At 66.4% G+C, this 17,527-nt stretch carries 18 protein-coding genes; 8 read left to right on the top strand and 10 right to left on the bottom strand.

The window, feature by feature from the left end:
• The first annotated feature begins 19 nt into the window (after window positions 1–19).
• Window positions 20–2,281, top strand: coding sequence for an excinuclease ABC subunit UvrA (locus FDN03_RS02655; protein ID WP_138173844.1), 2,262 nt, complete (start codon window positions 20–22; stop codon window positions 2,279–2,281).
• Window positions 2,282–2,283: 2 nt separating this feature from the next.
• Window positions 2,284–2,778 (top strand): GNAT family N-acetyltransferase, encoded by a 495-nt coding sequence (locus FDN03_RS02650; protein WP_138173842.1) that lies wholly within the window; start codon window positions 2,284–2,286, stop codon window positions 2,776–2,778.
• 92 nt (window positions 2,779–2,870) lie between these two features.
• Here FDN03_RS02650 and FDN03_RS02645 read toward each other — a convergent pair whose 3' ends face one another.
• A complete protein-coding gene (locus tag FDN03_RS02645; RefSeq protein WP_138173840.1) occupies window positions 2,871–3,881 on the bottom strand; it encodes an NADP-dependent oxidoreductase in 1,011 nt (336 codons plus the stop codon).
• Window positions 3,882–4,049: 168 nt separating this feature from the next.
• On the opposite strand from FDN03_RS02645, the gene FDN03_RS02640 reads away from it, so the two are divergent.
• The gene (locus FDN03_RS02640; RefSeq protein ID WP_138173838.1) at window positions 4,050–4,628 is read left to right on the top strand and encodes a TetR/AcrR family transcriptional regulator; all 579 of its coding nucleotides are present in this window, start codon (window positions 4,050–4,052) and stop codon (window positions 4,626–4,628) included.
• A 120-nt stretch (window positions 4,629–4,748) separates the two neighbouring features.
• Here the strand turns inward: FDN03_RS02640 and gndA are convergent, their stop codons facing one another.
• Window positions 4,749–6,188, bottom strand: a complete 1,440-nt coding sequence (gene gndA, locus FDN03_RS02635; RefSeq protein WP_138173836.1) for an NADP-dependent phosphogluconate dehydrogenase — start codon at window positions 6,186–6,188, stop codon at window positions 4,749–4,751.
• Between the two features lie 203 nt (window positions 6,189–6,391).
• On the opposite strand from gndA, the gene FDN03_RS02630 reads away from it, so the two are divergent.
• On the top strand, window positions 6,392–7,123 hold the full coding sequence (locus tag FDN03_RS02630) for an FCD domain-containing protein (RefSeq protein ID WP_138173834.1): 732 nt from the start codon (window positions 6,392–6,394) through the stop codon (window positions 7,121–7,123).
• A gap of 10 nt (window positions 7,124–7,133) precedes the next feature.
• Here FDN03_RS02630 and FDN03_RS02625 read toward each other — a convergent pair whose 3' ends face one another.
• The 4 genes from FDN03_RS02625 to FDN03_RS02615 all read right to left on the bottom strand — a co-directional run bounded on the left by FDN03_RS02625 (window position 7,134) and on the right by FDN03_RS02615 (window position 10,133).
• Window positions 7,134–7,808 carry a phosphatase PAP2 family protein gene (locus tag FDN03_RS02625; RefSeq protein WP_212743855.1) on the bottom strand — a complete coding sequence of 225 codons (675 nt, stop codon included), beginning with the start codon at window positions 7,806–7,808 and terminating at the stop codon, window positions 7,134–7,136.
• Between the two features lie 46 nt (window positions 7,809–7,854).
• On the bottom strand, window positions 7,855–7,986 hold the full coding sequence (locus FDN03_RS16915) for a hypothetical protein (protein WP_283205475.1): 132 nt from the start codon (window positions 7,984–7,986) through the stop codon (window positions 7,855–7,857).
• Window positions 7,987–8,132: 146 nt separating this feature from the next.
• On the bottom strand, window positions 8,133–9,545 hold the full coding sequence (locus FDN03_RS02620) for a GntP family permease (RefSeq protein WP_138173832.1): 1,413 nt from the start codon (window positions 9,543–9,545) through the stop codon (window positions 8,133–8,135).
• Between the two features lie 69 nt (window positions 9,546–9,614).
• Window positions 9,615–10,133 carry a gluconokinase gene (locus FDN03_RS02615; protein WP_138173830.1) on the bottom strand — a complete coding sequence of 173 codons (519 nt, stop codon included), beginning with the start codon at window positions 10,131–10,133 and terminating at the stop codon, window positions 9,615–9,617.
• A 366-nt stretch (window positions 10,134–10,499) separates the two neighbouring features.
• On the opposite strand from FDN03_RS02615, the gene FDN03_RS02610 reads away from it, so the two are divergent.
• Both FDN03_RS02610 and FDN03_RS02605 read left to right on the top strand, forming a co-directional pair.
• Window positions 10,500–10,760, top strand: a complete 261-nt coding sequence (locus tag FDN03_RS02610) for a GlsB/YeaQ/YmgE family stress response membrane protein (RefSeq protein WP_138173828.1) — start codon at window positions 10,500–10,502, stop codon at window positions 10,758–10,760.
• A 242-nt stretch (window positions 10,761–11,002) separates the two neighbouring features.
• Entirely contained in the window at window positions 11,003–12,280 is a 1,278-nt protein-coding gene (locus FDN03_RS02605) for a hypothetical protein (RefSeq protein WP_138173826.1), read from the top strand.
• A 133-nt stretch (window positions 12,281–12,413) separates the two neighbouring features.
• Here FDN03_RS02605 and FDN03_RS02600 read toward each other — a convergent pair whose 3' ends face one another.
• Window positions 12,414–12,710 (bottom strand): transcriptional regulator, encoded by a 297-nt coding sequence (locus FDN03_RS02600; RefSeq protein ID WP_138173824.1) that lies wholly within the window; start codon window positions 12,708–12,710, stop codon window positions 12,414–12,416.
• Window positions 12,703–13,356: a hypothetical protein gene (locus FDN03_RS02595; RefSeq protein WP_138173822.1), complete on the bottom strand. Its 654-nt coding sequence runs from the start codon at window positions 13,354–13,356 to the stop codon at window positions 12,703–12,705. Before FDN03_RS02595 ends, FDN03_RS02600 begins: the two co-directional genes overlap by 8 nt.
• Before the next feature lie 272 nt (window positions 13,357–13,628).
• Here FDN03_RS02595 and FDN03_RS02590 point away from each other — a divergent pair, with 272 nt between their 5' ends.
• On the top strand, window positions 13,629–14,324 hold the full coding sequence (locus tag FDN03_RS02590; protein ID WP_138173820.1) for a hemolysin III family protein: 696 nt from the start codon (window positions 13,629–13,631) through the stop codon (window positions 14,322–14,324).
• 86 nt (window positions 14,325–14,410) lie between these two features.
• On the opposite strand, the gene FDN03_RS02585 is transcribed toward FDN03_RS02590, so the two are convergent.
• Both FDN03_RS02585 and argE read right to left on the bottom strand, forming a co-directional pair.
• Complete coding sequence (locus FDN03_RS02585) at window positions 14,411–15,685, bottom strand: MFS transporter (RefSeq protein ID WP_138173818.1); 1,275 nt, start codon at window positions 15,683–15,685, stop codon at window positions 14,411–14,413.
• 32 nt (window positions 15,686–15,717) lie between these two features.
• Window positions 15,718–16,887: an acetylornithine deacetylase gene (gene argE, locus FDN03_RS02580; RefSeq protein WP_246049819.1), complete on the bottom strand. Its 1,170-nt coding sequence runs from the start codon at window positions 16,885–16,887 to the stop codon at window positions 15,718–15,720.
• A 197-nt stretch (window positions 16,888–17,084) separates the two neighbouring features.
• On the opposite strand from argE, the gene FDN03_RS02575 reads away from it, so the two are divergent.
• Window positions 17,085–17,507, top strand: coding sequence for a hypothetical protein (locus FDN03_RS02575; protein WP_138173816.1), 423 nt, complete (start codon window positions 17,085–17,087; stop codon window positions 17,505–17,507).
• Window positions 17,508–17,527: the final 20 nt, after the last annotated feature.

The following is a 17,527-nucleotide window of genomic DNA, read 5'->3' as shown; positions in this document are numbered from 1 at the left end:
ATTCAGTAAGCTGAAGTCCATGAGCCAGCATGCAGCAGACACCCATGACATGATCCGTGTGCGCCAGGCGCGGGAGAACAACCTGCAGGGCGTGGACGCCGACATCCCCAAGCGCCGGATCACCGCCTTCACCGGGGTCTCCGGCTCGGGCAAGTCCTCCCTGGTCTTTGGCACCATCGCCGCCGAATCGCAGCGGCTGATCAACGAAACCTATACCGCGTTCATCCAAACGTTCATGCCCTCCATGCCCCGCCCGGACGTGGAGGTGCTGCAGAACCTGACCGCGGCGATCGTGGTGGACCAGGAACGCATGGGCGCCACCTCCCGCTCCACGGTGGGCACCGCCACCGACGCCTACTCGCTGCTGCGCGTGCTCTACTCCCGCTACTCCACCCCCAGCGCCGGCGGGGCCGGGGCATACTCCTTCAACCTGGGCGAGGGAGCGTGCAGCGCCTGCGAGGGGTTCGGCACCGAGGCGAGCATTGACCTGGACGAGCTGCTGGACTGGGACAAGACCCTGAACGAGGGGGCGATCAACGCCCCGAACTTGGCCCCGGGCGCCTGGCTGTGGCAGACCCTGACCGCCGGCACCGAGGCGGACCTGGATGTGAAGCTCAAGGACATGCCCGCACCGATGCTGGAGCGGCTGCTCTACGAGGAGCCGGGCAAGGTGAAGCTGAACGGGGCGAACATGAGCTACTCCGGGCTGATCACCCGGATCAAGAACAACTACATCCACTCCGGGCGGGAGATCAAGCAGGCGCACATCCGCGATTGGATCGCGCGGATCTCCACCACCGCCCCGTGCAGCATCTGCGGCGGTGCCCGGCTGGGTGAAAAGGCCCGGGCCTCGAAGATCGACGGGTACGGGATCGCGCAGCTAAGCGCCCTGCAGGTCTCGGATTTGATCCCGGTCCTGGATCAGCTGCAGATCCCCGACGCCGCTCCCCTGCTGGGCAACCTGAAGGCCGTGCTGCAATCCATGGTGCAGATCGGGTTGGGCTACATCTCCCTGGACCGTCCCGCCGGCACCCTGTCCGGCGGGGAGGCGCAGCGGGTGAAGATGATCCGCCACCTGGGCAGTGCCCTGTCCGATGTCACCTACGTCTTTGATGAACCCACGGTGGGCCTGCACCCGCACGACATCCAGCGGATGAACCACCTGCTGGCGGACCTGCGCGACAAGGGCAACACGGTGCTGGTGGTGGAGCACAAGCCGGAGGTCATCAAGATCGCCGACCACGTCATCGACCTGGGCCCGGGGGCCGGCATCCACGGCGGTCAGGTCACCTACGCCGGGGATGTGCCCGGGCTGCTCGCCAGCGACACCCTGACCGGCCAGCACTTCTCCGCCACCGTGCCGCTGAAGCAGCAGGTGCGCCAGGGCCGGGACCCGCTGCAGATCCGCGGGGCGAACACCCACAACCTGAAGAACGTGGACGTGGACATCCCCCGCGGGGTGCTGTGCGCGGTGACCGGGGTCGCCGGGTCCGGCAAGTCCACACTGATCCACACCACGATTTCCAAGCGCGAGGACGTGGCGGTGGTGGACCAGTCAGCGATCCGCGGCTCCCGGCGCTCGAACCCGGCCACCTACACCGGGGTGCTGGATCCGATCCGTGCCGCGTTCGCCAAGGCCAACGACGTCAAGGCCGCGCTGTTCAGCGCGAACTCCGAGGGCGCCTGCCCGAACTGCAACGGGGTGGGCTACACCTACACCGACCTGGTCTCCATGGCCGGGGTGCCGCTGCTGTGCGAGGTCTGCGAGGGCAAACGCTACACCGCCCAGGTGCTGGACTACCGGCTGGACGGGATGAACATCACCGAGGTGCTCGAGCTGAGCATCGAACAGGCCCAGCAGCAGCTGAAGGTCCCCAAGGCCAAGGCCATGCTGCAGCGGCTGAACCAGGTGGGCTTGGGCTACCTGAAGCTCGGCCAGCCGCTGAACACGCTCTCCGGCGGGGAACGCCAACGCCTGAAGCTGGCCATCAACCTGGGCAAGGGGGCCGGCACCTATGTGCTGGATGAACCCACCACCGGGTTGCACATGGCGGACGTGGACAAGCTGCTGGCCCTGCTGGATGAGATGGTGGACGAGGGCAACACGGTCATCGTGATCGAACACCACCTGGCCGTCATCGCCCACGCCGACTGGGTCATCGACCTGGGCCCGGGCGCCGGGCATGAGGGCGGAAGCATTGTCTTTGAAGGCACCCCGCGCCAGCTGACTCAGGCCCCAACCCTCACCGGTGAGCACCTGGCCCGCTACGTGGGCAGCTGAGCATGGACTTCACGCTGCGCACCCCGACCCTTGACGATGCGGCCGAGCTGGCGGCACTGCATGTGACCACCTGGAAACAGGCTTACGGGCACCTGCTGCCCAGCGGCTTCTTCACTCAGGCCCACGCCGAGGGGCGGCGCGCCCTGTGGGACCGCCTGCTCGCCGATGAGGACCCCGCCCTGCGCCGCGTGGTGGCCGAACGCCAGGGACAAATTGTGGGATTCGCGCTCGCCGGGACCCCGCTGCCGGCCGAGGGGTCCGATCCCGTGCGGGGGCTGCAATTATTCAGCCTCTATGTGCTGGCCAGCGAATACGGGCAGGGTGTGGGCCGGGAGCTGCTCGAGGCGGCCCTGGGCAGCGAACCAGCCCTGTTGTGGGTGGCCGATGAGAACCCGCGGGCGATCGCGTTCTATCGCAAGCACGGCTTCGAATTCGATGGCGCAGCAATCCAGGATCCCCGCATCCCGGGGATCACCGATCTGCGGATGGTGCGCTAGAAAACGGTTAACCACCAAAGGTGGGGGAACCGGCCACATCGGACCGGCTCCCCCACCTTTGTTCGGCGCCCGAACGCTGGCGGGAGGGGTGGCTAGATGCGCACCAGCATCTTGCCGATGTTCGCGCCCTTCATCATGTTCACGAAGGCGTCCACGGTGTTCTCGATGCCGTCCACGATGGTCTCGTCGTAGACGATCTTCCCGTCGGCGAACCACTGGCTCATCTGTTCATTGAAGTCACCGGCGGCGTACAGGTAGTTGCCCAGGGTGAAGCCCTGCATCTTCAGTCCGCGGGTGACCATGTTTGACATGTTCTTCGGTCCCGCGGGCGCCTCGGTGGAGTTGTAGCTGGAAATCGCGCCGCACAGGGCGGCCCGTCCCCCGTCGTTGAATTCAGCCAGTGCCGCCTCAAGGTGCTCGCCGCCGACGTTGTCGTAGAACACGTCGATGCCTTCCGGGGCGGCCTCGGCCAGCTGGCCGCGCACATCCCCGTCCTTGTAGTTGAAGGCTGCGTCGTAGCCGTACTTTTCGGTCAGCAGCTTGATCTTCTCGGGGCTGCCGGCCGAACCGATGACCCGCTTGGCGCCCATCAGCTTGGCAATCTGTCCGGCGGCGGTGCCCACCGCGCCGGCGGCGCCGGAGATGAACACGGTCTCGCCTTCCTTCAGCCCGGCGATCTCCTTCAGGCCCACGAAGGCGGTCATCCCGGTCATGCCCAGGATGTGCAGCCGCACCGAGTTCGGCACCCCGTCGATCTCGGGCACCTTCTTGAAGGTCTTCGCGTCGGCCTGGATGCCGTCGGACCAGCCGTGCTGGTGGGTGACCAGGCTGCCCTCGGGCAGTTCATCGGAGGTGGATTCAACGACCCGGCCCACGGCCCCGCCGGTGATGCGCTCGCCCACCTCGTAGGGGGCCACGTAGGAGCGGGCATTGCTCATGCGCCCACGCATATAGGGGTCCACGGAGATGAACTCGTTGCGCACGCGCACCTGGTTCTCCCCCAGGGGCGGATTCTCGACGGTGGCGAAGTCAAAGTTCTCTTCACTGGGCCAGCCGGTGGGGCGGGAGGCAAGACGGATTTCGGTGGTCTTGAAGTCGGTCATGGGATGGTGAACCTTTCGTCGCGGAGATTGCAGGTCGAGTGGCGGTTTATCAACCGGCGGATGACTCGGAGCCAAGGTGAGCTTGCTCGTCACACCCGCCACCACTATTTGTAACGGTCATTCCAATATATACTGGAATGGTCGTTACGAAAAGACTGGAGGAACGTGATGGCCAGAACACTAGCCTTTGACCGGACCCGGGTGGCGCAGCAGGCCCGCGCCGTGTTCTGGTCGCGCGGCTATGAGGCGGCCTCCATTCCCGAGCTTGAGCAGGCCACCGGACTCAGCCGCTCCAGCATCTACAACTCCTTTGGCTCCAAGCGCGGGTTGTTCGCCGCCGCCGTGGACAGCTATCTGGAGGAGATTGTGCGCCCACGCCTGCGTCCGCTGCGTGAACCCAGCGTGCAGCCAAGCGCGCTGAGGACCTACCTTGGGGACCTAGCCGAGACCTTCGCCAACCCGGGCTCGGTTACCGCGGCGAATGGGTGCCTGCTGATTAATTCGGCCAACGCCCCGATCGCCAGCGATGAACAGGTCGCCGAAATCATTGCCAGCTACCGCAGTGAATTGCATGCGGCGCTGGCCCGCGGCGTGCAGGCGGCCCTGCCCGCCGCCGCAGCGCACCGCCAGGAGGTGCTCGCCGAGACGCTCACCGGCCTGGTGGTGGCCGCCTTCGCCCTGGCCCGGATTGTTCCGGGCGAAGCGGCGCAGCTGCTGCGCAACGGGGTGGAATTGCTCGACTCCTGACCCTCCGGCGCCCGGGGGCACCCCCACCCGTGGACATGAAAAAGGCCGTGGCCTGGAAAATCGCTCGACTTTCCAGGCCACGGCCGATTCCGTTTCCCGCACGGGTGCGGCAGAGGCTTCCTAGTGGGTGTCCTCGGCGGAGATCTCGGTGCGGTCCCCGCTCCACAGGGTATGGAAGGTGCCTTCCTTGTCGGTGCGACGGTAGGTGTGCGCACCGAAGAAGTCACGCAGGCCCTGGGTCAACGCGGCCGGCAGGCGGTCGCGGCGCAGGCCGTCGTAGTAGGCCAGCGAGGAGGAGAATACCGGGGCCGGGATACCCAGCTGGGCGGCCACGGCCACCACGCGGCGCCAGGCCGGAACGGCCTTGCCGATTGCCTCGGTGAAGGCCGGGGTGAACAGCAGGTTGGCCGGGCTGGTTTCGCCCTTGTAGGCGGCCATGATGTCCTTGAGCAGGGCGGCGCGGATGATGCAGCCTTCACGCCACAGCCCGGCGATCTCGTCCAGCTTCAGCTCCCAGCCGTATTCGCCGGCGGCGGAGGTGAGCATGTCCAGGCCCTGGGCGTAGGAGACCAGCTTGGAGGCGAACAGCGCCTGGCGCACGTCCTCGACGAAGTTCTCCGGCAGGTTCACCTCGGCGGTGTGTCCCTGGAGCACTTCCTGACCCACGGCGCGAATTTCGCGCTGCGAGGACAGCGAGCGGGCGAAGACGGATTCGGCGATGGCCGAGACCGGGGAGCCCATGTCCAAGCCGGACTGCACGGTCCAGCGGCCGGTGCCCTTCTGCCCGGCGGAGTCCTGGATGACATCCACCAGCGGCTTGCCGGTGGCGGCATCGGTGTGCCCCAGGACCTCGGCGGTGATTTCAATCAGGAAGCTGGAAAGCTCGCCCTGGTTCCAGTCGGCGAAGATCTTGGCCTGCTCGCCCGGTTCGATGCCCGCGGCGTGGCGCATCAGGTCGTAGGCTTCGCCGATGACCTGCATGTCGGCGTATTCGATGCCGTTGTGCACCATCTTCACGAAGTGCCCGGCACCGTCGGTGGAGATCCAGGCGCAGCACGGGGTGCCGTCATCGGCCTTGGCCGCGATCTTCTCCAGCATCGGGCCCAGGGCCTGGTAGGACTGCTTGGAGCCGCCGGGCATGATCGAGGGGCCCAGCAGGGCGCCTTCCTCACCGCCGGAGACGCCAACGCCCACGAAGTGCAGGCCCTTTTCGGCCAGCGCGGCTTCGCGGCGGCGGGTGTCGGTGTAGTGGGAGTTGCCGCCGTCGATGATGATGTCATCCTCATCCAGCAGCGGCACCAGCTGGTCGATGACCGAGTCGACCGGGGCGCCGGCCTTGACCATGATCATCACCCGGCGAGGGGTTTCCAGATTGGCCACCAGCTCTTCGAGGGTTTCGGTGCGGATGAACTGGCCTTCGTCACCGTGCGCCTCCAGCAGCGCATCGGTCTTGCCGATCGAGCGGTTGTGCAGGGCAACGGTGTATCCGTTGCGGGCGAAGTTCCGGGCGAGGTTTGCGCCCATCACGGCCAGACCTGTGACGCCAATCTGTGCAGGCATAAAATCATTTCTCCAATATGTAACCGGAAAGGTGCGCCGTCATCGCCGGGCACCTTCCGTGCCCGCACGGCTTCGTGACGTTTTTGATTCTACCGCTCGGGCGGGTCAATACCCAGAGGCACCGCCCACTTAAATCTGATTTATTTGCCTTCCGGTGCCCTGAGGTGGGGGTTTTGGGGGCGTCGCTTGGATATGATGAGGCAATGGCTACCAGTCTGCATGCTCACGTGGTGGAGCACCTCGGCTCACGAATTGTCAGCGGATTCATCCCCGCGGACACGATCCTGCTTGCCGCCGACTTGGAGCAGCAGCTGAAGGTTTCACGCTCGGTGATCCGCGAGGCCGTGCGCGTGCTCGCCCAGTGCGGTTTGGTGACCAGCACCAAGCGGGTGGGCATCCGGGTGCAGGGCCCGAGCAAATGGAACCCCTTTGATTCACTGGTGATCCGCTGGCGCCTGGCCAGCAACCAGCAGGGCGTGCAGCTGCGCTCGCTGACCGAGCTGCGCATCTCCGTAGAGCCGATGGCCGCCGAGCTCGCCGCCCAGTACTCCCCGGCCGAGTTCCGCGAGGAGCTGATGACGCTTTCAGCGCAGATGAACCACTACGGCCGGATCGGGGACCTGCGCCGCTTTTTGGAACTGGACATCCGCTTCCACGCGGTGCTGCTGGCCGCCTCGGGAAATGAAATGTTCGCGAACCTGGCCATCCCGATCGGGGAGACCCTTCGCGGGCGCACCGAGCTGGGCCTGATGCCCGAACGCCCGCACGAGGAGGCCCTGGCCTGGCACCAGGCGGTCGCCGACGCAGTCTCCAACCACGATGCGCTGGCCGCCCGAAAGAACATGGAGAACATCATGCGCCGCACCCACAGCGAGATCTGCGGGATCTGGGCCGGGCAGGAACGGCTGTTCATCGACCCGGCCGGTCCCCGCTAGCGCTTCTGCCCTAGCGCTCGGCCACCGCGACGGGTTGGGTTTCGCGCAGTTCGGCCGGTGGTGCGACGCGTTCGATCAGTGGCCGCAGCAGCACCAGGCACACCAGCACCACCAGCACCCCGAGCGCCAGCCCGGCCAGCACGTCATGCAGGTAGTGGGCGCCGACCGCGACCCGGGAGAGCGCAATTAGCCCCGCGGCCGGGGCCACGATCCACAAGAGGCGCGGCACCGCCATCACGCAGGCGGTGGCGAAGGCCGCGGCGATCACCGAATGGTTTGAGGGCCAGGACCAGGAACCGGCCTCCGGGCACGCCAGCACCGTGACCACTTCCAGGGTCCGGCAGGGGCGCTCCTCGGCCACCAGCAGCTTGATCCCCTCACTGGCCGCATAGGCCAGGATGACCCCAATCCCGGATCCGGCCAGGCGCCAGAAGGCCGCCCGATCCCTTGCCCAGCCCCAGAGCGCCACCGCACCGGTGAGTACCACCAGGGCCACCAGCCCCGGCTCGGTGATCACCGCGGCCACCTGCCCCAGCGCCGGAAACTGCGCGGCCGCCCCGGAGACGCCACGGTAGATGGGTTCCTTGAAGACGTAGGAGGCGAAGCCGGCCGCCGCCAGCAGGAGCAGCATCAGCAGGGTCGGCTTCAGGGCCGGCAGTGACAGGTGGGGATGCTTCGAACTCATGGATCACGAGTATACGGAGTCGGGCCTGCCCCCGGCGGCCCGCCGGTCAGCGGTGCGGCCAGACGGCACGCCACTCCCGCTGCAGGATCCGGGCGATCGTGGGCGCGACGATTGGCCCCATGGCGCAGGTGGCGCCAAGCAGCCCGGCGAACACCAGCGGCACGAGCATCAATCCCAAGGCCAGCATTCCGGGCAGTGCCCGAGCAGGATGCCCAGCGCCAGCATCCGGTAGAAAACCCGGCCCGGGGCCTTAACGCCGGCGGCCGGTCCCGGTGCAACCGCTGTTGCGCTGGAACCGGCCGTCAGAAACGGGGCGTGGTGTTGCTAGGCGAGCATGGTCGCCACGCCGTAGAGCACCATCGCGAAGATGAACCCCACGCCGCCGACCAGGGCCTGGCCCACGGTCCACACCTTCAAGGTGGTGGGCACGTCCATCTGGAAGAAGCGCGAGACCAGCCAGAAGCCGGAGTCGTTCACGTGGCCGGCGAACACCGAGCCGGCGGCCAGCGCCAGCACGATGGTGGCGACCTGGAAGGCGCTCAGATCCGCGCTGTCCAGCACCGCCGGCTGCACGATGGCCGCGGCGGTGGTCAACGCCACGGTGGCCGAGCCCTGGGCCAGGCGCACCACGGCGGCGATCAGGAAGCCGGCCACGATCAACGGCAGGCCCACCTGCTCCAGCGAGTCGGCGATCGCGTTGCCGATGCCGCTGGCGCGCAGCACGCCGCCGAACATGCCGCCGGCGCCGGTGATCAGGATGATCGAGCACACCGGGCCCAGCGCCGAGTCCACGACGGTCTCGATCAGGGTCTTGTCCTTGTTCTTGCGGAAGCCCAGCAGGTACATGGCCAGCAGCACCGAGATCATCAGCGCGACCGGGGTTTCACCCAGCAGGCGCAGCCACTGCACCCACATCGCCTCGGGGTCCACCACGCCGGCGGTGCCCAGCATGTTCAGCCCGGTGTTCAGGAAGATCAGCACCAGCGGCAGCAGCAGCAGGCTGAAGACGGTGCCCACCGACGGGGAGGACTTGAAGTCGTCCTTGTCCTGCGCACCCAGCGCCGCGTTCAGGATGTCCGGCACGGCCACGTTGAAGCGCTTGCCCACGAACTTGCCGTACAGGTGACCGGCGAAGAACCAGGTCGGGATCGCCACGAGCAGGCCGAGCAGCAGCACCAGCCCGACGTTCGCGTTCAGCAGGCCGGAGGCGGCCACCGGGCCCGGGTGCGGGGGCACGAAGATGTGCATGACCGAGAACGCGGTCGCCGCGGGCACCGCGTAGAACAGCAGCGAGCCGCCCAGACGGCGGGCGACGGTGAAGATGATCGGCAGCATGACGACCAGGCCGGCGTCGAAGAAGATCGGGAAGCCGAACAGCAGCGAGGCGACCGACAGCGCCAGCGGGGCGCGCTTCTCACCGAAGCGGTCGATCAGCCAGGTGGTCATGATCTGGGCGCCGCCACTGGTTTCCAGCATGCGCCCGAGCATCGCGCCCAGGCCCACCAGCAGGGCCACACTGGCCAGGGTGCCGCCGAAGCCGGAGGTCAGTGTGCCGATGATTTCACCGGCCGGGATGCCTGCGGCCACCGCGGTCAGCAGGCTGGTGAGCACCAGCGCGATGAACGCGTGGACGCGGAAGCGGATGATCAGCACCAGCAGCAGGGCGATGGCCGCCACCGCCAGACCCAGCAGCGCCGGGGTACTCAGCGTCCAATTCAGGACTAGGTCAGTGTTCATTGTCGTCCTTGATCAATGGTTGGTAAAAAGGGGTCGACTCGTCGACCCCGCAGGGTGGGCCGGCGCCGGCTAGCGGTTATCCAGGCCCAGTTCGCCCAGGATGTAGGCAACGATTTGCTGGGGGGTTTGGTTGATGTCCACGCTGATGGCGTGTTCATCGGGGTTGGGAACTTCCAGCGTGGTCAGCTGGCTGGTCAGCAGCGACGAGGGCATGAATTCATGGTCGCGCGCGTCCATGCGCCCGCGGATCAGTTCCTTGCCCCCGACCAGGTGAATGAAACGGGTTTCCGGCTCGTGCGCGCGGATCGCGTCCCGGTAGGAGCGCTTCAGCGCCGAGCAGGCGATGATGACCGGCTGGCCGTTGGCGTCGCGCTCGGCCAGGCGCTGGCCGATGATTTCCAGCCAGGGTGCGCGGTCGGTGTCGGTCAGCGGGATCCCGGCACCCATTTTGTCCTTGTTGGACGTGGGGTGCAGGCCGTCCCCGTCGATGAATTCCACGCCCAGTCGCTGGGCCAGAAGTTCGCCGATGGTCGACTTGCCGCATCCGGATACGCCCATAATGACCATGGGCATGACCTGCTGTGTCATCTCTTCACTCCGTTGTGTTCCACTAATGTCAGACTTAAGTCAAAAACTCACGTCTTAAATCTGATTTATTCAGACTAGGCCCGGCCCGCAGGGGTGTCAAGCATCACCGGCAGTGACGGAGACCAGCTGGTTTTCAGCAACTACGGACTTTATGGTCTAACCCGAGTTTCACTAGGGGTTTGAATGGCCGGAGAACTGATTATTAACCTTCAAGTGCAGGTTCAAGATTTGAAGGATCCAGCGCGGCACAAAAAGATGCTGAACGTTTCCCAAGAAGTGCTTTGACTTCGGAGAATGAGCACGTAGTCTCACCACTAAGTGGATCAAAACCGACCACTACAAACATTCAGACCAGTGGGGTGAACCATGGGATTTCTTGGATGGATCGTATTGGGATTGATTGCCGGCGCCATCGCCAAGGCGATCAAGCCAGGTGAACAAGGTGGCGGCTGGCTCGTCACGCTGCTGCTCGGCGTCGTAGGCGCCATCGTCGGCGGCTGGATCGGCTCTGCCGTTTTCGGAGTGGGCATCAACGAATTCTGGTCGTTGTCCACGTGGCTACTCGCCATTGGCGGTGCCCTGGTCGTCTTGATCATCTGGGGTCTACTGACCCGCAAGAGGGCCTAACCGCCTCACTTGCTTGGCCTCGGCCCGTTAGGGTCCCAGGTCCGCTGGCCCGCCGTTTCCGGATACTTTTCGGAAGCGGCGGGTCTCGCGCGTTAAGCGCGGCCTTTCCCGGCAGACGAGACCGCCCCTTCCCGACCCTCGACGCTCGGACACCGCGACCCTTCACCACCCTCGGCCCAGCTCCTAGAATGGGCAGACGGCGCACTCCTGCGCCACCATCGCGCAGGTGAAGGGGCGGTGAGATGACCAGCGTTCTGTTTATCCCCGGCATGGGAGTGCGCGGCGCCGGAATCGATGACTACTTCGCCAAGCTCTCTGCCCACTTGAACCGGATGCGTCCGGGGTACACGCTGCATGCCTGCCGTTGGGGCGATGCCGTGGGCGCCAACCTCCTGGCCGGCGGGATATCCGTGCCCGGCGCCGAACCGGATACTCCATCCCTGGAAACAGCCACCTCCGAGAGCCTGGCAAACGCCTCGACGCGAATGGAACCGGCGTTTGGCTCACTGCTGGTTCAGGCGTTGGCGCAGCGGAAGTCGGCGACGGCGCAAGCCCTGGCAGACCAGGACGGGGTGGTCCATGATCCGCGGCAATTGCATGTCCAGTTGTGGGAGCTGCTGGACTCCGATCCCCTGCTGGAGCTGGAGGCGCTCTCCCACCGCCACCAGGACGGCACGCAACCCGGAACCTCACCAGAACGCGCTGCGGGATCGGGCCGCGGCGAATCCCGGGACCCAGGTGATTTGGCGCGGCTGCTGGGTGCCGGGCTGGAACCGGATACCGGGCTGAGCCGATCGCTGCGTGATGCCGGCCTGGAGTCCACGGCACTGGCGGCAGCCACCGAATTGGTGGCCAGTGAATCCTTCAGCCGTTTTGGCCGGGCCGCGCTCCCGGCCGCCGAACACGCCCAGGGGCTGGCCCGAGCATTCACCGCACTGGCCCTGCGGCACCGGGATGGGCAGCTGGGCAGCTATGCGGCGGTGGACGGGGAGCACCGCCGGGCCATTGAGGGGCAGGCAGCAGCGGTACTGCTGGCCCGGGAACTGGCCGAACACAGCGAGTCCACCGTGACCAGCACCCTGCTGGAACTGGTGCTGGGCTTCGCCACCCGGTGGGCGGCCAAGCGCCGAGTGCAGCTGACCCAGGAGGCGGCTCCCGCCGTGGGAGACGTGCTGAAATACCTGGCGCGCGGCGAGGACCTGCGTCAATTCATCCGCCGGCAAATTTTGGACATCGGGGACCAGGACCTCATCATCATTGCCCACAGTCTGGGCGCCGTGGCGGTAATGGACCTGCTCCTGGGCGAACCCCTGCCCCAGGTGAAACAACTCATCGCGGTGGGCTCGGCATCGGGGCTGCTTTTTGAGCTCGATGCGCTGCCTGCCGGGCGTTTTGCCCCCCGACTACCAGCTGCCCGCGGATTTCCCGCCCACCCATTTCATCTACGACGATCGAGACTTCCTGGCCTACCGCAGTGCCGGGCTGTTCGGCGCGAAGGCCAGCGACCACCAGGTGGATAACGGGGTGGCGTTTCCCCGCAGCCACGGCGCCTACTTCAACAACGAGCAGTTCTATGCCCTGCTCCAGGACCTGCTCCCCTAACCGACCTCAGGGATAGACCGACCTCAGGGATTGAACGTTCCCCCGAACGCATCAGCCGGTGGATTCCAGGAGCTTGCGCAGCTGCCGCTTGTAGGTGGCGAACGCACTGCGGCCCTCCTGGCTCAACCCGATGTACGTCACCGGGCTTCGTCCCTCCAGGACCTTCTCCACGCTCACATAACCGCTGCCTTCCAGCTTGCGCAGGTGGGTGGCCAGGTTGCCGGAGGTCATCTGCAGCAGTTCCTGCAGGCGAGGAAAGGCGATGGTGTCCCCCACGCCCAGCGTGTTCAACACCGTCATGGTGCGCAGTCGCGCCTGGGCGTGGATCACCGGGTCCAGCTCAGACATGGCCCACCTGCAGCACCGGACCGGACACCAGTGCCGGACGGGCGGCCAGGAGCACGCCGATCAGCATCATGCCCAGCCCGCCGAGGGCACCGACCAACAGGTGATGTGGTGACGGCAGGGCCAGGGAGAGCAAACCCACCAACAGAATCCAGCCGCCCGTGACCAGCTGCGCCCTGTCGTTCCAGACCAACGCCCCGACCGCGGCCAGTGAACCGATCACCAGGCAGGCGGCGGCCAGGGCGTAGGAGGCCAGTCCCGCCGCATCCAGCCCCGCGGCCGCCAGGCGCCATCCCAGCAGACCGGCCAGGATAAAGCTCAGGGCGAAGCAGTTGCCGTAGACGGCGCCCTGGATCATGCTCGGTCCGCGGGTGCCCTGGGCCCTGCGGGCGGAGTGGACCGCGGAGAACACGATGGCGCCTGCCACCAGGATCCCGGCGACCAGGGCCGCCAGCCACAGTGGCAGCAACGGCTCGGCGCCCGGGATGAAGGCCAGGTAGAAGGCCAGAAACCCCAGCAGCCACACCGCTCCCCACAACAGGTAGAGCAGGCTGGTGTTCGGGCCCATGGCCCGTTGGGTACTGGCGCTTAGTTCATCAATGCCGCGCAGGATGGCGGCGGGTTCCAGGTGGCTCTCGTTGGCGTCCATGGTGAACCATTCCCTTGCTGGGTGTCGAAATACGCGGCACGCTGCCAAGCCGGAGTCCTTTTCACAACCTTCTGACTTTCCAGTGGCAAGCACTTTGCATTACAAAGTTAAAGATAGCACCGAAGCATTCCCGGCGGAAGGGGTGGGCAGGCGCTGCCCCACGGCTCGCCGCCCGGCATTCGCCAAAGACGTACACTGTGCGCTCACAGACCGGTGAAATATACTCAACAGTAGCGTTTCGGCCTTCCGCCCCGGCCCGTCAAGGAGTGATCATGAGCGCCCAGTCCTCGCATGCCAACCGCCCACTTCCCACGCCCCCTGGCATCCCCCGACCGGTCTTCGGCACCGAACGCACCCGGTGGCGGGGCACCCTGCACGCCTGGACCACGCCGCTGTCCATCATCATGGGGCTGCTGCTGGTGTTGCTGGCCAATGGGACGGCGGCCGAATGGACCGCCGCGGTCTTCGCCCTGACCTCGATCCTGCTCTTTGGCACCTCGGCGATTTACCACCGCGGGAACTGGAGTGCCCGGCAGACCGCATGGCTGCGCCGGGCGGACCACGCGAACATCTTCCTGCTGATCGCCGGCACCTACACGCCGGTGGCGTGGCTGATCCTGCCGCTGAAGCAGGCGATCATCGTGCTGAGCATCATCTGGGCCGGTGCCCTGCTGGGCGTGCTGGTGCGCACGCTGTGGCCCGGCGCCCCGCGCTGGCTGTCGGTGAGCCTGTACATCCTGCTGGGCTGGGGCGCGGTCATGTACCTGCCGGCCTTCTTTGCCGCCAGCCCCGCGGTAATGATCCTGATCATCATCGGCGGCCTGTTCTACACCGTGGGTGCGGTGTTCTACGCGCTCAAGCGCCCCAACCCGCTGCCCACCGTCTTCGGGTTCCACGAGCTCTTCCACGCCTGCACCGTCCTGGCCTACCTGTGCCACTGGACCGCGGTGCTGCTGGTGGCACTGTAAGAACCCGCAGACTCTCCGCACGCGAAGAACGCCCCCGAAAAACCGCTTGATGGTTTTTCGGGGGCGTTCTGCTTGCCGTGGCGCGGTTACTGCTGCGCGTACTTGCGCCGGGCGAAGCCCAGCCCGATCAGCGAGATCACCGCGATCGCCATGTAGTACAGGCTCGGGGCGTCCAGGGATCCGGTCACGCTCAGCAGCCAGGTCAGCACCAGCGGGGCGATGCCGCCCAGCAGCGTCACCCCGATGTTGTAGGTGACCGACAGGCCCGAGCCGCGGATCGCGGCCGGGAACAGGTTGGAGAGCAGGGCCGGCATCGGTCCGAAGTAGAAGGACATGATCACGCCCAGCAGCGCGATCACCACCACCATCACCGGCACGGTCGGGGTGGAGGTCATCAGCCGGAACAGCGGCCAGGCCAACACCAGGGCGGCGATCGCCGCATAGGTCATCACCCTGGCCGGACCGACCCGGTCGGCCAGGTGCCCGACCAGCGGCACCCCGAACAGGGTGATGGTTCCGGCCGCCACCCCGCCCAGGAACGCGGCGTCGGCCGGGATCCCCAGGTTCGTCACCGCGAAGGTGGGCATGTACAGGATCATGTACACCGAGATGGTGGCCACCCCAATGATCGCCGAGCCGGTCAACAGCCGTCCGTAGTGCCCGGCGAACAGGGTCGCCAGCGGCGCCTTGACCTTCTCGGCCGCTACGAATTCCTCGGTCTCCTCCAGCCGGGCGCGGATGTACAACCCGACCGGGCCGATGAGCAGGCCGACGAAGAACGGCACCCGCCAGCCCCAGCTTTCCAGGGCCTGGGTGGACAGCTGGGTGGTCAGCACGTAGCCGAACGCGCTGGCCAGCAGCATCGAGGCGCCCTGGCTGGCCACCTGCCAGGAGGCGTAGAACGCCTTCTTGTGCGGTGCGGTCTCAATCAGGAACGCGGTGGCGGTGCCGAACTCGCCGCCGGCGGAGAAGCCCTGGATCAGCCGGGAAAGCAGGATGATCAGCGCACCCCACACCCCGACCATCTCGTAGGTCGGGGCGATGGCCATGATCAGCGTGCCGACCATCATCAGCATCAGGGTCAACGTCAGCGCTGCCTTGCGGCCCTTGCGGTCCGCGTAGCTGCCCAGCACCATCCCGCCCAGCGGGCGGATGATGTAGGAGATCGCGAACGTGGCGAACGTAAGGATCAGCGCGAACGTCGGATTGGACTCGGGGTAGAAGATCTTGGCGATGACCGTGGCGAAGGTGGCGTAGACAATGATGTCAAACCACTCCAGCGCCGCCCCGATGGAGGAGGAAATGACCGCCTTGCGGGCGGCCTTCAGCTGGTGTGCGGTCACTTCACGCGGTGGGCTCATGGGTGCCTCCTGGCTGTTGGGTGCGGCGCGGGCTACTGGGACAGGTCGGCGATCATCGCGTCGATGAACTGTTCGCACGCGGTGATCTGGGACAGCTCGATGAACTCATCCGGGGCGTGCGCCTGGGCGATGTCGCCGGGGCCGCAGACCACGGTGGGGATCCCGGCGCCGGCGAACAGGCCGGCCTCGGTGCCGTAGGTGACCTTGTCCTGAGCCGTTTCCCCGCCCCAGCGGGCGGCCAGTTCCACGATTTCGGCCTCCGGGGCGGTATCCAGCCCGGGAGCTCCGGCCTGGATGCTGAAGTCGACCCTGCCGGCCGGGTTCACCTGGCGCATCTCGTCCCGCAGGCGTTCGGCCTCGGCGCGCATCCGGGCGGTCAGTGCCTCGCGGTCAACACTGGCCAGGGAACGGTATTCGAAGAACACGGTGCACAGCGCCGGGATGGTGTTCACCGCGATGCCGCCGTCGATGCGGTTTACGTTCATGGTGGTGGTCGGTTCGATGAATGCCTCATCACGCTCCCCCTGGCGCAGTTCGGCGGAGACCTCGTCGACAAAGCGGGCGAAGCGGGTGGCGTAGGAGATGGCGTTCAGCCCCTCCCCGGGCAGCGAGGAGTGGGCTGCGACCCCGTGGAAGTCGACCTTGAACACGTTCATGGACTTGTGCCCGCGGATCACCCGCATGCTGGAGGGCTCCCCGACCACCGCACCGCGCGGGGCCAGGCCGAGTTCGGTGATCTTCTCCACCAGCCCGACCGCGCCGACGCAGCCGACCTCCTCGTCATAGGAGAAGGCCAGGTGGACCGGTTCCTTCAGCCGGGCACTGGTCAGTTCGGTCAGCCGGGAGAGGATGACCCCGATGAACGCCTTCATGTCGCAGGTGCCCCGCCCGTAGAGCTTGCCCTCACGTACCGCCGGTTCGAACGGTTCGCTGCTCCATTCCTGCCCGTCAACCGGCACCACGTCGGTGTGTCCGGAGAGCACGATGCCGCCGGTGGTAGTTCCGTCGTGGGCGGGGATGGTGGCCAGCAGGTTGGCCTTGGTGCCCTCGGCGTTGTGGATCAGGGTGTGCTCCACCCCGACGGCATGCAGTTTGTCGATGACCTTCTCGATCAGCGGCAGGTTGGTGTCCCGGCTGGTGGTGTCGAGGCGGATCAGTTCATTGATTTCGTTCAGGGTCTTCTCACCCGGTGCTGCGCTCACTGCTGCTCCTGATGTGCTCGTGCGTTGCTGTTACCGCGCACCCAGGCTGTGGCGTACGCGAGGTATGTGATCAGCCCATGCTGTCACATCCCTCCGGGCCGGTACAGGCTTCGAGTCCTACTGTGACTTGGCGCGATAATACCGCCGCAGCCCCCGGCACGGCTAAGCACGCGGCTTGACTGGCGTAGGGTCAAGGCATGGAGGACGGCAAGCGGCGGCAGAACACCCCACGACGGGACGCATCGAAGCGCACGCTGTACTGGATTCTGCGAACGCTCGCGGGGCTGGGCGTGCTGCTGCTGATCTGGGTGGCGGCGGTGCTCTGGGTGCGCCTGGATGAGGCCGCGGTACCCGGCACCTCGGCGTTCCCGGATCTGCCGACGGAACTGATTGTGGGCGAGCCCGAGCTGCAGTGCGCCTCCGGCGGGTGCTGGCGGGAACTTGAAGTCCAGGCCGGCACCGCCGCCCGGGCCCGGCAGCTGGCCACGGATCTCGGTTTGGAGACCGAGCAATGTGGTGCGTGGAATCCGTTGATTTGGCGGCGCACCTGCATCGGTGCCCACGTGGCCGGAACCGCGGTACGGATCTACGCCCAGTACGACTACGCCGGAATCGACTGATGCAGGCACCGCCATCTGTG

This window comes from Glutamicibacter sp. V16R2B1, assembly GCF_005774635.1.
GTDB lineage: Bacteria > Actinomycetota > Actinomycetes > Actinomycetales > Micrococcaceae > Glutamicibacter > Glutamicibacter creatinolyticus.
This window is presented reverse-complemented; position numbering and strand designations above follow the sequence as displayed.